General features: G+C 50.8%; 13 protein-coding genes. 9 read left to right on the top strand and 4 right to left on the bottom strand.

Going from position 1 to position 14974, the window contains the following annotated elements:
• A partial coding sequence (locus tag Q1K24_RS06280) for an ATP-binding cassette domain-containing protein (RefSeq protein WP_300367607.1) occupies nucleotides 1–296 on the bottom strand: 296 nt, incomplete at its 3' end.
• 103 nt (nucleotides 297–399) lie between these two features.
• On the opposite strand from Q1K24_RS06280, the gene Q1K24_RS06285 reads away from it, so the two are divergent.
• From Q1K24_RS06285 to Q1K24_RS06300, 4 genes are all read left to right on the top strand, one after another.
• Nucleotides 400–1650: a M48 family metallopeptidase gene (locus tag Q1K24_RS06285; protein WP_300367610.1), complete on the top strand. Its 1251-nt coding sequence runs from the start codon at nucleotides 400–402 to the stop codon at nucleotides 1648–1650.
• Entirely contained in the window at nucleotides 1647–2471 is an 825-nt protein-coding gene (gene prmC / locus Q1K24_RS06290; RefSeq protein WP_300367613.1) for a peptide chain release factor N(5)-glutamine methyltransferase, read from the top strand. The genes Q1K24_RS06285 and prmC overlap by 4 nt, the downstream gene beginning before the upstream one ends.
• Nucleotides 2472–2710: 239 nt before the next feature.
• A complete protein-coding gene (locus Q1K24_RS06295; RefSeq protein ID WP_300367616.1) occupies nucleotides 2711–3223 on the top strand; it encodes a DUF4149 domain-containing protein in 513 nt (170 codons plus the stop codon).
• A gap of 14 nt (nucleotides 3224–3237) precedes the next feature.
• Nucleotides 3238–3996: an ABC transporter ATP-binding protein gene (locus Q1K24_RS06300; protein ID WP_300367619.1), complete on the top strand. Its 759-nt coding sequence runs from the start codon at nucleotides 3238–3240 to the stop codon at nucleotides 3994–3996.
• Between the two features lie 29 nt (nucleotides 3997–4025).
• Here Q1K24_RS06300 and ftsZ read toward each other — a convergent pair whose 3' ends face one another.
• From ftsZ to Q1K24_RS06315, 3 genes are read right to left on the bottom strand one after another with little or no spacing between them, the layout of a single operon-like run.
• Entirely contained in the window at nucleotides 4026–5186 is a 1161-nt protein-coding gene (ftsZ, locus tag Q1K24_RS06305; RefSeq protein ID WP_300367622.1) for a cell division protein FtsZ, read from the bottom strand.
• Between the two features lie 13 nt (nucleotides 5187–5199).
• The gene (gene ftsA / locus Q1K24_RS06310) at nucleotides 5200–6567 is read right to left on the bottom strand and encodes a cell division protein FtsA (protein ID WP_300367625.1); all 1368 of its coding nucleotides are present in this window, start codon (nucleotides 6565–6567) and stop codon (nucleotides 5200–5202) included.
• Nucleotides 6564–8024, bottom strand: coding sequence for a peptidylprolyl isomerase (locus tag Q1K24_RS06315; protein ID WP_300367628.1), 1461 nt, complete (start codon nucleotides 8022–8024; stop codon nucleotides 6564–6566). Before Q1K24_RS06315 ends, ftsA begins: the two co-directional genes overlap by 4 nt.
• A 228-nt stretch (nucleotides 8025–8252) precedes the next feature.
• Here Q1K24_RS06315 and Q1K24_RS06320 point away from each other — a divergent pair, with 228 nt between their 5' ends.
• The 5 genes from Q1K24_RS06320 (at nucleotide 8253) to Q1K24_RS06340 (ending at nucleotide 14685) form a co-directional block, all read left to right on the top strand.
• On the top strand, nucleotides 8253–9548 hold the full coding sequence (locus Q1K24_RS06320; RefSeq protein WP_300367631.1) for an adenosylmethionine--8-amino-7-oxononanoate transaminase: 1296 nt from the start codon (nucleotides 8253–8255) through the stop codon (nucleotides 9546–9548).
• A complete protein-coding gene (locus Q1K24_RS06325; protein WP_300367634.1) occupies nucleotides 9545–10303 on the top strand; it encodes a DUF72 domain-containing protein in 759 nt (252 codons plus the stop codon). Before Q1K24_RS06320 ends, Q1K24_RS06325 begins: the two co-directional genes overlap by 4 nt.
• Entirely contained in the window at nucleotides 10303–11232 is a 930-nt protein-coding gene (gene rsmH, locus Q1K24_RS06330) for a 16S rRNA (cytosine(1402)-N(4))-methyltransferase RsmH (RefSeq protein WP_300367637.1), read from the top strand. The genes Q1K24_RS06325 and rsmH overlap by 1 nt, the downstream gene beginning before the upstream one ends.
• A 194-nt stretch (nucleotides 11233–11426) precedes the next feature.
• Nucleotides 11427–11570, top strand: a complete 144-nt coding sequence (locus Q1K24_RS06335) for a hypothetical protein (RefSeq protein ID WP_300367640.1) — start codon at nucleotides 11427–11429, stop codon at nucleotides 11568–11570.
• A gap of 13 nt (nucleotides 11571–11583) precedes the next feature.
• Nucleotides 11584–14685 carry an efflux RND transporter permease subunit gene (locus Q1K24_RS06340; RefSeq protein WP_300367643.1) on the top strand — a complete coding sequence of 1034 codons (3102 nt, stop codon included), beginning with the start codon at nucleotides 11584–11586 and terminating at the stop codon, nucleotides 14683–14685.
• The last annotated feature ends 289 nt before the right edge of the window (nucleotides 14686–14974 follow it).

A 14974-nucleotide genomic window follows, 5' to 3' on the forward strand; every position in this document is an offset into this window, starting at 1 on the left:
GCTTTCGCCTCCTGGATTTCCGTCAGCTCCTTTTCGATCGCGTCGCGGACTGACACGCCCGCTTCGAATGTGGGCTGCTGGCTCAGCATTTCGATTCGGATGCCCTGACGGACGATCCGTTTTCCTGCATCGGGCTCGATCTCGCCGCTGACGATTTTCATCAGCGTGCTTTTCCCGCTGCCGTTACGTCCGACGATGACGATGCGTTCGTACTCGTCGATGTGAAAGTTGATAGATTGAAAAATGATTTGCGATTCGAACTGTTTATCGACTTCGAGCAGGTCTACGAGCGCCATACGTCCCTTTTCTTATAGAAATGAGTTACATTGATATGATGGAAATGGATTTTAACCTATCTTGGCTATAATCCTCATAATTCGCACCAAGGATATTCCAAGCATGGTTCAAGCACTCTCCATCATCTTTTTTCTCTACGTAATCATCAAAGTCTATATCAGTGTCATGCAGATCGGTTACGTCACCAAGGCGAAGGACATGTCTCCGGTGCTGATGAAGCCGAGCACATGGATGAAGTCGGCACGTTATCTCATCGCCAACGAACGTCTCAAGATCGTCGAAACACTGGTGGAGTACGGGCTGTTCATCTTCTGGCTTTCATGGGGTATTCGCTGGCTCGACACGATGACATGGAATATGGAGCCGATCTGGCAGGCCGTACTCGCCGTCGATCTTTTTCTGATCGTTAACTACATCGTTGAACTCCCTTTTTCCATCTACAAAACCTTCGTCATCGATGAACGGTTCAAATTCAACCATTCGACTCCGGAGCTTTTTATCAAAGATCAGATCAAAGGGGGATTGCTGACGCTTGCGGTTGCTTCCGTATTGAGTGCGGCAATCGCATGGATCATTGTCAATGTGCCGATGTGGTGGTTTTTCAGTTTTCTCCTCATCTTTGCCGTCATCGTTCTGCTGAATCTCCTTTACCCCACGTTGATCGCTCCGATTTTCAACAAATTTACGCCGCTCGAAAACGAAGCGCTCAGCGAAAAGATCAACCACCTGCTCGAAAAGAGCGGATTCCGGAGCGAAGGGGTCTATGTTGTCGATGCCAGCAAGCGCGATGCACGTCTCAACGCCTATTTCGGCGGTCTCGGAAAGACGAAACGGGTCGTGGTCTTCGATACGCTGCTCGAGAAGCTGAGCGACAATGAGTTGCTGGCGGTATTGAGTCACGAGCTGGGCCACTTCAAACACCGCGATATCTACAAAAACATCGCGATGCTCGGTGGCATCCTTTTTGTCGGTTTCTATATTTTCGGTAATTTTCCGACGACACTTTTCATGGAACTTGGTGTACGCGAAACACCGGCAATGCTGATGGTTCTTTTTATGCTGCTGATTTCGGTGTTTCTGTTCCTTTTTATGCCGATCATGAGTTTTGTCAGCCGCCAGAATGAATATGCCGCAGACCGATATGCCGTCGAATTGAGTGGAAGCGACGATCTGATTCGCGCATTGAAAAAACTGGTCGATGAGAACAAGAGTTTTCCCATGGCTCACAAACTCACAATCTTCTTTTACCACTCCCATCCGCCGATCATCGAGCGCCTCAAAGCACTGGGTGATAAAAGCATCCATCATGACGGGAAAGAGGATGAAGCACTCAAAGGCGAGTGCAGCATATGACGATCGAACAGGCGCTTCGTGAAGCATCTGTGATTTTATCGAGAGTTTCGGACCGTCCACGCCTCGAGTCGGAAATTCTGATGGCCCATTGTCTGGGCAGGGATCGGACATGGCTCCATATGCACAGCGATGAGGAGCTCGGGAATGCGGAACGTTTTTTCGAACTGGTGGAACGGCGAAAGAAAAGTGAACCGATCGAATATATCGTGGGCAACGTTTCATTTTACGATATTTCTCTCGAAGTGGGAGAAGGGGTTCTCATCGCCCGTCCGGAGACGGAACTACTGGTCGATATGGCTGCCGAAATCATTCGGGAATACCAGCTGGAAAAGGTATGCGAAATCGGTGTGGGGAGCGGTGCCGTCAGCATTGTACTGGCGAGGATGTTCCCGCATCTGAAGATCGTCGCAAGCGATATTTCCGAAGATGCACTGAAATATGCGATGAAAAACGTCGAGAGATACGCTTTGAAGGATCGCATCGAACTGGTCCATACCAATCTTCTGGATGGTGTCGAAACCCGCTGTGACATGATCGTATCGAACCCCCCTTATATCTGCAAAGAGTACCTGCTTCCCCATTCGGTACGGTATGAACCCCAGCGTGCCCTGATCGGCGGTGAATGTGGTGATGAATTGCTCAAAGAGATTATCCTGACGGCAAAAGCGCGACATGTGCCCCATCTGGTCTGTGAAATGGGATACGACCAGAGAGAGTCGATCGCCATGTTCTGCAAAGAGCAGGGTCTGCCCGAACCGCGCTTCTACAAAGATTTGGCGGGGCTGGACAGAGGGTTTTATCTTATGTTACGAAAAACATGAGCGAAGCCCATGTTTTTGCAGGGACTTAAAAGTCCCCTGCGCCCCCTGAAGCTACGAAAGCTTTCGCTTTCGAGATGACGTTTTATAACGTCAGTAATAGATAGAAAGTGAAAAACTAAAAGTTTTGGAAAAGTCGCTGCGTTCCTGTTTCGTTTTAATTTGAAATGGTCCGATGCGAAGCATCGGTTCACACCAACTTTTCACTTTTAGTTTTTCACTTTTCACTAAAAAGGTTTACTATGCAACCCAATACTCCCCCCAACTCCCCCATCGAGCTTTCGATGCCGAAAAAACTCTGGATTCCCTACCTGATACTGCTCGGCATCACGCTGGGTGCAGGGTTGTGTGCCGGTGTCTTTGCGGCACCGGTCATCTTTCATGCCGACGATCTGCTGGGTGGCGGTGTGCTGACCCATTATCAGGAGGGTCTCATCATGACGCAGATCTTTCTAAAGATGAACTGGCTCGTCAATATTGCCTGTGTCCTTGTATTGGTGGCGGAAGGGTACCACTTTCTGCGTTTCTATCGTGACCAGATCACATTTTACAGCGCTTTCGTCACGGTCTGGACCGGTTTTATGTTTACACTCTACTATACGCCGCAGATCGTCGAGTTCCAGCAGCGCGGCGAATCGATTCTCGATAACGAGCTGTTCCAAAAAACCCATTTGATCTCTGAGTGGGATTTCAAGATCTTTGTGGTAGCATTGGCGATATTACTGGGACGTTATCTTTACAGAAAGATCGTCTGACTAATAGGACAACAATGATCGAAATCAGAGGGTTGAAAAAACGCTTTGGCTCCAACGAGGTACTCAAAGGGATCGACCTCACCATCCCGGAGGGGAAGACGACCGTAATTCTCGGGCTTTCCGGTGGAGGAAAGTCGACGATTATCAAACATATCGTCGGACTCCTGAAGCCTGACGAGGGCGAGATATGGGTCGATGGCGAAGAGGTGGGCCATGCCGATGCGGATCAGATCCGAGCCATTCGAAAGAAAGTCGGATTTCTCTTCCAGAGCGGTGCGCTTTTCGACAGTATGAATGTCTTCGAGAATGTGGCGTTTCCGCTGCGGGAACATACGGCCATGAAGGAAGATGCCATTGAAGCCAGAGTTGTGGAGTGTCTCGAAATGGTGGCACTCCAGCCCAAAGAGGTTCTTCGGCTTTTTCCGGACGAACTGAGCGGAGGGATGCGCAAGCGTGTCGGTCTGGCACGGACGATCGCGCTCAATCCCCAGATCATTCTCTACGATGAGCCCACAAGCGGCCTCGATCCGATTACGAGCGATCTGATTTCACACATGATTGTCCATCTGAAAAAGACACTGGGAGTGACGTCGGTGCTCATTTCGCACGATATCAAGGAGAGTTTCAAAGCGGGTGACTACTTCGCGATGCTCTATGACGGACGGATTATCGAGTTTGGGGATGCCGAGCACTTCAAGGCGACGACAAATCCGTATGTCAGACAGTTTCTGGATGGGAAGAGCGAAGGTCCCATCCAGTTTCAGGAAGGATAGAGTTGCAGAAAGAAGGATCAGATGGGTGATCAATCCATCTGATTGCGCATCCATGTCGGGATGTCGAGGATATCCTCATTGTCGTATCCGCCGACCACTTTGACGCGTGGTGTGCTGACCGGAATCTCCGGCTCTTTGGTGACTTCCGGCTGCATAAGCGTAATCTGCTGTTTTTTGCCTTCGGCTTTCTCTTCGTCGTTGTGCTGATGGTCTCCACTTTCGAAACCTGTTGCGACGATCGTGATTTTGACTTCGTCCGGTGAGAGTGCTTCGTCGGTCGTCGTACCGAAAATGACATGTGCATCTTCGTCCGCGTTGTCTTCGACGATTCCCATCGCTTCGCTGATTTCGAGAATCGGATAATCGGGATGGATATGGAAGTGGACGAGCACACCCATCGCTCCTTTGATATCCATGCTGTCGAGAAGCGGTGATTCGATGGCGTTTTTGATCGCTTCGTAGGCTGCGCTTTGGCCGGAAGCTTCTCCGACGCCCATGAGTGCCAGGCCGCGATGGCTCATGACGGTATTGACATCGGCGAAGTCGAGATTGATGTCGTGTTCACCGCGCGAGACGATCACATTGCTGATACCGCTGACCGCCCGGGTCAGAATGTTGTCGACCAGTTTGAAACTCTCTTTGATACCGAGATTTTTGTCGACGATGCTGAGCAGTTTTTCATTTGGAATGACGATAATGGAATCACTCTCTTTTTTGAGCTGCTCGAGTCCGGTCTCTGCGAGTTTCATTCGCTTGCGCCCCTCGAATCGGAACGGCTTGGTTACGACGGAAACGGTCAATGCACCGACCTCCTTGGCCGCCTGTGCAATGATCGGTGCCGCACCGGTTCCCGTGCCGCCGCCAAGACCCGAAGAGACGAAAACGATATCGGCACCCGCAAGGACATCTTTGATCGCTTCGTAACTTTCGAGTGCAGACTCCTGCCCCACTTCCGGCTTCATACCGGCTCCAAGGCCTTTCGTCAGTTTTTCACCGAGCTGGATTTTGTAGGATGCTTTTGACGCTTCCAGTGCCTGCGCATCCGTGTTCGCGACAATCAGATCGATCCCGTCGATTCCCTGATGAATCATATGGTTGATCATGTTTCCGCCGCCACCACCGACACCTATCGCCTTGATTCTTGCTCCGCTGACGGCCGGGGACTCTTCAATTGAAAATTTTTCGCTCACTCTTTACTCCTTCCTAAAATATTTGTGTCATCCAGTGCCACACTTTTTTGATTTTCTCTCCAAAAGGTTCTCGTTTTTCCTGGGCTACCTGGGCGAGTGTCTGTTTGATATCTTTGTTTTCCAGATTCCCATCGTTTTTGCTTCCACCGTTTTCCGAGGTCAGCGAAATGGTTGGCAAATCTCCCTCGTTGGCAGTGATCGGCTCTTTTTTATGGAGCATCTTTTTATTGGAGTCGATTTCGTATTGCGTATAGCCGCCGGCACCATATTCCAAAAGACCCATGACGGTTGCAAATGCCGGATCATGAAGTGGTTCGAAGTCACCTTCGACCGATCTCGGTTTGGCGATACGGACCGGCATGTTGTCGAATATCGCCATAGCCAGTTCACGGATGCCGTCGAGTTTTGTCATACCGCCCGTCAATACGATGCCGGCTCCGATCTGATCCCGCAAATTGCTTTTTTCGAGCTCTTTGGCGAGAATCATCAATGTCTCCTGTACACGCGCCTGTATGACGTTGTAGACGATTTCGAGCGAAATTTCGTGGTTCTCCTCTTCGTCGCCGATAACGGGAATTTCGATCAGATCGTTCGACGGTGTCCTGAGCGATCCGTATTCGAGTTTGATCTTCTCCGCTACATGAAGCGGTGTATGGAGTGCCATCGAAAGATCGTTGGTAATATGGTTGGAACCGACAGCCAGAAAGGTGTTGAAGCGGATCGAGTTGCCCGAATGTACGACCATTTCGCAGGTCGATCCACCCATGTCGATGACACAGACTCCCAATTCCTTCTCGTCATCGTTCAGTACCGATATGGAGGAAGCATATCCGGCGAGCACGACATTTTCAATCTCTATACCTGCCGATTTGACCGCTTTTTTTAGGTTGCTCAGACTCGATTTCTGGGTGGTAATGATATGGGTGTCCACTTCGAGCCGGCTGGCATTCATGCCGAACGGATCTTCGATGTATTCCTGTTCATCGACTTTGAAATTGTATGGGAGGACATGAAGCACTTCGTATTCGTTCGGGATATTGGCATTGTAGAGTGCGGTCTGCATGACGCGGTTGATCTCTTTGATGCCGATCTCCTGCTGGGGAATGTTGACGATTCCGGAGCTGTTGATCGATCGGGTGTAGGCGCCCGAAATCGAGATGATCGCTTTGCTGGCGATTGTGCCGGCAACCCGCTTCGCGTCGCTTAACGCCTGGCGGATCGATCGTGTCGTCAACTCGATATTGGTGATCGTCCCTTTGCGCACTCCCTGGGATTTTGCGACACCGGAACCGATGACATGGACCGCGTCACCTTTGTATTCAGCGATGACGACGCTGATTTTGCTCGATCCGATGTCAATGGCGAGGAGAGGTTTGCTCACTCGTTTTCCTTTAGAAATATTTCGATCGGGTATTTCTGCTGCAGCTGTGCAATCACATTGCTTTGCAGAAGATTCGATTTCATTTTCCCTGCATTCTCTTCTATAAATGCTTTATGCTGCGACAGTTTGTCACTATTAAGCAACTTTTGTTCCAGAATATGAAAACTGACAGCTTTGTTGTCAAGAAGTATCGCTCCGCTGGCTTTGTCCGATGCGAAAAGTTTTTGAAGAAATACCGTGGCTTCCTCTTTTGTAAGGGGAGGGAGCTTGTCAACGCTGTCGCGTGTCACATAGTCAGACTCCTGCCCGCCTTCGAGATTTTTACTCGCATCTTCCGCCAGTCGAATCAGTGCTTCCGCCCGTTTTGTCTTCAGATAGTCAGCTTTGACGTCGGCATAGGCCTCTTCGAAACTTTTCGGTTTCGGGAGTATCAGCTCTTCGACTTTGATGACGGCATATTTGCCATTGACAACTTTCGGCTTGAGAACCGTCCCGGCGACAGCACCTTCGATCGCCTGCCAGACTTCCGCAGTGAAGATCGGATCGCCCGCATCGAGAACTTTTTCTTCATCCGCTTTCTTTCGTGATTTTTTCAGATCGATATAGGCGAGCTGGGCACTCTTTTTCGCCTGTTTGAGACGGATCGCTTCGGCGATTCTCTCTTTCGCTTTATCCAGCGGAAGAATCTGACCCTTGTCGTCTGTAAAATCGGTCCGGTGCTCTTTGTAGTATGTTTTGACCGCTTCGTCCGTCGGTGTCTCGTTCGAGGGTGCGATCCAGAGAATGGCGAGCTTGAACCGTTTCGGGGTCATATAGTTCTCTTTGTGCGACTCCCAGTATTGCTTGAGATCGTCGTTTTGGATTTCGATTGTGACGTCATCGGGCGTAAATACTTTGTATCGAAGCTTGTCGGCCATGAATATGGCGGAGCCGAAAGCTTCGATTTCCAGAGGAACGGTGCCCGGTGTCAACAGTGAAAGCGCTTTTTGAATCAAAAGGTCGTTTTTGAGGCTCTCTTCGAACGTTTTGGGTTTCATGCGCATATTCTGAAGTACGGCTATGTAGGTACTCTTGTCGAACTTGCCGTCCTTCTGGAATGCAGGGATCGCGACAATCGCCTGCTGAACCTCTTCTTCACTGACGACGATGCCGTGATCCTTGGCGAAATTTTTGATGAGAGCCTGGTAGATCAGCGATTGGAGGACCTGCTTCTGCAGACCCATTTGTTTGGCCGTCGCTTCGTCGAGCGTGCCACCCATTGCACGATTGTATTGCTGATAGGCATTGCCGTAAGCATATTGGAACTCCTCCATCGTGACGGGAATACTCCCGACCATCGCAACACTGTTGCTCTTGCTGCCGTACTGGTAGGTTCCCCAGCCGACGAATCCTGCTCCAACGAATGCGATCGTACTGATCCAGATCGTGATGACAAGATATTTTCTGTGTTTTTGCATCCATGATATCATTCAAAAGCCTTTGGTATTTATGCGGTATAATTGCTAACGGACGTCATGCACAATACTCGATTATCCGTAACGTCAGTTGTTTAACTGATTTTATTTAATTTGAAATTAATTTCGGTTTAAATTTAACGCGTTAATGCCGAATTTACCGATATTTTCACAACAATTTACAACTTGTCAAAAAAGTTTACACTTATTGACACGAAAGTGAGTGGTTTCATGAAAAATGCCGATTTGATGGCACGTGACCTGGCTCATATCTGGCACCCCTGCACCCAGATGAAAGACCATGAGAATCTGCCGCTTGTTCCTGTCAGATCTGCCAGAGGTGTCTGGCTCGAAGATTTCGACGGGAATCGCTACATCGACGGAATCAGCAGCTGGTGGGTCAACCTGTTCGGCCATGCCAACCCCTACATTACCAAACAACTTTCCGAACAGGCGGCGACCCTTGAACATGTTCTGCTGGCCGGATTTACGCATGAGCCGGCTGTACGACTTGCCGAAAGGCTGTGTGATGTCACACCGGGCAGTCTCAACAGAGTCTTCTTCGCCGACAATGGTTCGAGCGCCGTCGAAGTGGCGCTCAAAATGAGTTATCACGCCCATTTGAACCAGGGCGAAAACAGGCCCCTGTTTCTCTCTCTGACCAACAGCTACCACGGCGAAACGATCGGTGCGCTCTCGGTCGGAGATGTCGGACTCTACAAAGAGACCTACAAGCCGATCCTGATCCGATCCATCCAGACCCCCGTGCCGGAAGATCGTAGCACGGAAGCCGCAGAGAGAGCCGCCGTGGCACTTGAAACGATTCTGAAAGTTCAAAGCCGTGAGATTTCCGCCATGATAGTCGAACCGCTCGTACAGTGTGCCGGATCGATGCATATGTATCACCCCCGCTATCTCACATTGGCGAAGCGGCTCTGCGAAACCTACGGTGTCCATTTCATCGCCGACGAAATCGCCGTGGGTTTTGGCCGTACCGGCACGATGTTCGCCTGTGAACAGGCCGATATCGTTCCCGACTTCATCTGTCTTTCGAAGGGGCTGACCGGCGGGTATATGCCGCTGGCTGCCGTAGTGACGACCGATGAAATCTACAGCCGTTTCTATTGCGACTACCTCGAATACAAGGCGTTTCTCCACTCCCACAGCTATACCGGAAATCCCCTCGGATGCAGCTGCGCCAATGCAGTTCTCGACATCTTTGAAAGCGAGAACGTCATCGAGAAGAATCGTGAAAAGATCGAATGGATGAAGGCGCTGCTCGCACCGTTCGAATCGTTGCCCAACGTCAAAGAGGTGAGGCAGCAGGGGATGATCGCGGCCGTCGAGCTGCAGGGATATGCACCCGAAACGCGTGTCAATCTCAAAATCTTCGAGTATTGTCTGAAACGTGGTGTCTTTATCCGTCCGCTCGGGCCGGTGCTCTATTTCATGCCACCCTATGTGATAACGAAAGACGAGATGACGAAAATGGTCGAAACGGCCTACGATGCGGTGAAATCGTTATGAGAGACAATATCTTTGTCGGGACGTCGGGATTCTACTACGAACACTGGCGGGGTCTTTTCTACCCGGAAGATCTGCCGAAGTCGCACTTTTTCGAATACTACATGAAACATTTCAAAACGGTCGAGCTCAACAGCACCTTCTACCATCTGCCGCGTCTGAAGACGACGGAACACTGGGCCGATATGTCACCGCCCGATTTTCTCTTCTCCATCAAAGCCTACCGGGGCATTACCCACTACCGGAAACTGAAAGATGTGAAAGAGGAGCTCTACCGCTATCTGCACCTCGTCAAGCCATTGAAACCGAAGCTCGGAACCATTCTTTTCCAGCTTCCGCCTTCGCTCCACCTCGATCGCGATCTGCTTGCCGACTTTCTGGAACTCCTTCCGCACGGTTACCGCTACACGGTGGAATTCCGTCATCCGAGCTGGCTGATCGACGATATCTACAATCTGCTCAAAAGCTACAATGTCGCGCTCTGCATCAACGATTTCGGCAGACGTGAGATGGAACCGGTCATGACGGCCGACTTCGGCTATATCCGTTTTCACGGTCCGACCGGGCGTTACGGAGGGAGTTACGACGATGCGACGCTGCAGATCTGGGCCGATCGGCTGAAAGCGGAATCGGACAATCTGCATGCCATTTTCGTCTATTTCAACAACGATTTCGGCGGTTTCGCCGTACAGAATGCCTTCCGCCTCATGGAACTGCTCGGAATAAGCTATAATTCGCAAAAAGAGTCCGAAGCGTAATGAACGAAAAAACTCCCCATATCCCCGTACTGTTGAACGAAGTGCTCGCATGTTTCGAAGCGATGCCGAAAGAGGGCACCTTCGTCGACTGCACGCTCGGGTATGGCGGACACAGTGAAGCGATACTGAAAACGTTCCCGAATGTTCGGCTGATCGGGATCGATCAGGATCCGGAGGCGATCGCGTTCGCTACGAAGCGCCTGGCACCCTTCGGTGACCGGTTCGAGGCGCATCGGGGGCGCTTCTCCGATCTGCTGCCGGCGTTTCTCGACCTTCCCGTCTGCGGGATACTGGCCGACTTCGGTGTCTCATCGCTGCAGCTCGACAAAAAAGAGCGCGGATTCAGTTTTCTTTCGGAGAATCTCGACATGCGGATGAATCCCGATGCGGAGTTGACGGCATACGATGTCGTCAACCGTTACCCGCAGGCGGAACTGGAGAGGATTTTCAGAGAGTACGCCGAAGAGCGGGCTTACCGGAAAGCCGCGAGGGCGATTGTTGACGCCCGTGAAAAAAAGCCGATAGTTAGTGGCAAAGAGCTTTCGGAAATATTGGGACGTGTGATTCCGAAGCGCGGAAAGACCAATCCCGCGACAGCCCTTTTTCAGGCGATCCGAATCGAAGTAAACGACGAACTGGGCGAAATCGCACGTCTTCTCGATATCCTGGAGAGCAAGCCGCCGAAGGGAGCGGTAGTGGGCCTCATTACGTTCCACTCGCTCGAGGATCGTCTGGTCAAACGGCGGTTCAAAAAGTGGAGCACCGCGTGTATCTGCCCGCCGGACGCCTTTCGGTGTACATGCGGAAACGATCACGCCCTGGGAAAGCCGCTCGGACGAAAGCCGTTGACCGCGGGTATCGAGGAGTTGAAGCAAAACCCCAGAAGCCGCAGTGCCAAACTGCGGTGTTTCAAGTTTGAGGAGCAGTGACCGTGCCGACGAAGAGAGAGACGACCGCCGCCGGTTCCCGTGAAAAACTTTCGAGTACAACCCCTAAAGAAAAAACGGAACTGGCCGATAGTATAAGTGAGGCCACTTACGATGGTACGGCTGACTGGCAGTTTCTATTATTGGTCATAATTTCTATAGCCATTGCTCTCCTCCTTTTTCTGCCGAAGATATACTTGAGAAATTCAATCTATTATCAAAGCCGTGCCATCGATCGTCTTGAAACCCAGTATGGGGCACTCCTCGAAGAGAACAAACTTCTCAGCCGCAAAGTCGAAGGGCTGAAAGTCAAAAACCAGATCCTCGATACGATTTTCTGATGCGAACAGGTTCATGATAGAAAAGTTCATACGCTTCGCGATCGAAAAACCGATTCTCAACCATATATTTCTCGTCTTTCTGCTTCTCCTTTCGGTGTTCGCCTATCACAACATTCCCAAGGAGATTTTCCCTCCTGGTACGCTTGACAGGGTTCTCATTACGGGGCACTATACCGGTGCCAGTGCCGATATTCTGGACAAGATGGTCGTTCATACGATCGAAGACGGCCTGAAAAATCTGAGTGAAATCGATACGATCGAATCGGTCATCAAAAACGGCTCCTTCTCGATAGGCGCCGACATCAAACCCGGTAACGAACCCACCCTCACTCTCGACGATACCAAAGATATCATCGCCAACATCCGGCGGGATCTGCCGGCCGACATGGATGAGCCGATCGCCAAGATCGCCAAACGCAACTTTCCCCTTGTGCTGATCGCCGTGGCGGGTGACATGGAGAAGAAGAGGCTGCTTGATGTCGCCGACGAGATCAAAAGCGAGCTCGCCAATCTCAAGGACCTGAGCGACATCGTCATCTACGGAGATGCCGACGACGAACTCGATATCTTCATCGACAGCGAAAAAGTGAAAGCCCTCGGTGTCTCCGACCGTTCCCTTGTCAGCGCATTGTCGCAACTCGCTTCGATCTATCCGATCGGTGCTGTCAAACAGCGTGGTGGGCACTACTTCATCAGTACGATCAACGGTGAAAAAGAGGCGAGCCGGCTCGAAAACACGATCCTGAAAGTCGATGGCAAGACGCTCCATCTCAAAGATGTTGCCACGGTGAAGTTCCAGCTCAGCGAACCGGAAGAGATTTCGCATTTCAACGGTGTCAAAAATGTCTCGATATCGGTCAGCAAATCGGAAGAGGGCAACTCCATCGCACTCGCCAAAGAGATCCGCCAGATTCTGGAGGGGTACAAGAGCAAATATCCCAATTTCACCTTCGATGTCTATACCGACACATCCGTCTGGATCAAAAACCGGCTCAATACCGTCGTCTCCAACATCATTTTCGGCCTCTTTCTGGTTTTTCTCTCGATGCTGCTCTTCGTCAATGCCCGCATCGCCCTGGTCGTCGCCATCGGGATCCCTGTCAGTTTCATGATCGGCCTCGTCGCACTCGAAATTCTGACCTACAGTCTCAACATGCTGACGCTGTTGGGTGCCCTCATCGCATTGGGGATGCTGGTGGACGAAGCCATCGTTGTCGCCGAAAACATCTACCGCTATATCGAGGAGGGGATGCCTCCCAAAGAGGCGGCGCTGAAAGGTTCGGTGGAGATGTTCCCGGCCGTTCTGACGGCGACGATGACCACCGTCTTCGCGTTTCTGCCGCTTCTGATGCTCAGCGGCCAGCTCGGCGAGTTTATCAAGGTGTTGCCGCTCATGATCACCGTACTGCTGCTCAGCTCACTCTTCGAAGCCTTCTATTTTCTGCCGCTTCATGCGAAAGATATGCTCAGGCCGACCCATGAAATGAGTTTCACACGCCGTTTCTGGGATAGAAACTACGCCATCTATCGCACCATTCTGAAACCGATGGTCCATTATCGCTATCTTTCTTTGCCTTTGATGGTTGCCGCCATTTTGCTGAGTACATGGCTGCTGGCGAAGCAGAGCAAATTTCAGCTCTTTCCCGATTTCGACACAACACAGATCTACGTCAACGGTGAAGTGGATATCAACAATGACCTCGAAGACAACGAAGCGATCGTCTCGCAGCTTGAACAGGCACTGCTGGAGGGGCTCGACAAAAAAGATGTCGCCTCTATCACGGCCGTCATAGGGCTCAAAGTCGACAGCAACAACAAAGGGGAGCATGCCGACAATCTCTTCCATATTTTCGTGAACCTGCACGAACCTGTCCCAAAAAACTTTTTCGACACATATCTCAACCCCTATTTGAGCCCTGAATACGACGACAGCGATATGATGCGAATACACTCGGCCCAGGCCATCGCTCAACAGATTCAGTCGATCGTCGAACCGTTCCGGAAAAAGCGCGACCGGTACGGTCCGCTCTTCAAAGAGATCAATGTTATCGTACCCCAGGCAGGCATCATCAAAAGCGATATCGAACTCTCGTTCGGCGGCGAACCCGTGAAGGTAACCGAAGCGCTGAAGTCGGTCAAAGCAGCACTGCATAAGATGCAGGGGGTCGACAATATCACAGACGATGCCAAGCTGGGAGAAGAGGAGCTGAAACTGCGCGTCAACCGCTACGGTCAGCGACTCGGATTCAACGAAAGTCTCGTGACACAGGCTCTGCAGCCCTTCTTTCTCGAAGGAGAATATGGGAAGATGTTCAACGACGAGGGTCTGGTGCGCATCCGGTTGCAGGATAACAGCAAAGACCGGCTGGAGCGGTTCGAGCGGTTCGAATTGCAGGTGCCCGGTTCGATACAGTGGGTGAAACTGACCGATATTGTCGATATCGAACGGAAAAAGAGTTTCGCGAAGATTTTCAAGGTCGACGGCAAGCGCGTCAGTACCGTCTATGCGTCTCTGAACAAAAAATTCATCACGTCGGGCGAAGTGATGGACCGACTCGCTCCTGTTTTCGAAAAGCTCGAAGATGAAGGCGTATCGATCGATATCAAGGGAGAAGAGAAGGAAAACCGGACTGTCAAAAAAGAGATCATCCAGTCGGCAGTCATCGCGATTTTTCTCATTTTCGTGGCACTGGTGTGGATGTTCGACTCCATCGCGCTGCCGCTGATTACCCTGACCACAATTCCGCTTTCGATCTTCGGTGTGCTCATAGGCCATATCATTATGGGGATGAACATCACGATGCCGAGCCTCATCGGGATCGTCGGTCTATCCGGTGTCGTCGTCAACGACGGCCTCATCATGATCGATTTCATCAAGCATACCAAGACGATCGACGAGCTTCTCGAGAGGGCGAAACTTCGCCTACGTCCCATTCTGCTCACATCGCTGACCACAGTACTCGGTCTCTCGTCGCTGATGTTCTTCGCGTCGGGCCAGGCGCTGATTCTGCAGCCGATGGCCGTGACACTCGGATTCGGGCTCATCTGGGCGACGGTCCTGAATCTCTATTTCGTACCGCTCCTTTTTTCGGTGCTGTACCGGGTGAAAGCGTAAATGAGTAGTGAGTAGTGAGTAGTGAGGCGCGATTTTGAAAAAGATTGACGGAGCCCCTTGACAACGCCAAACGAAACATGCTTTCGTTTTATACGACTAACGATTTATTTTGTTCCCATCACGTGACAAAAATATGAAAGAGAGTGCGATCACCCGTCTTCGTATCATAAAAATATCCTTCCCGTTGATCACAACAATTCATTGAATTTGGTATTGCATAACTGTCGAACAGGATAATATCATGTTTCCATGACGAAATTCAATTTGCCTCCTGTCCTTTATAAGAATT

The organism is Hydrogenimonas sp., from assembly GCF_029932565.1.
Lineage (GTDB): Bacteria > Campylobacterota > Campylobacteria > Campylobacterales > Hydrogenimonadaceae > Hydrogenimonas.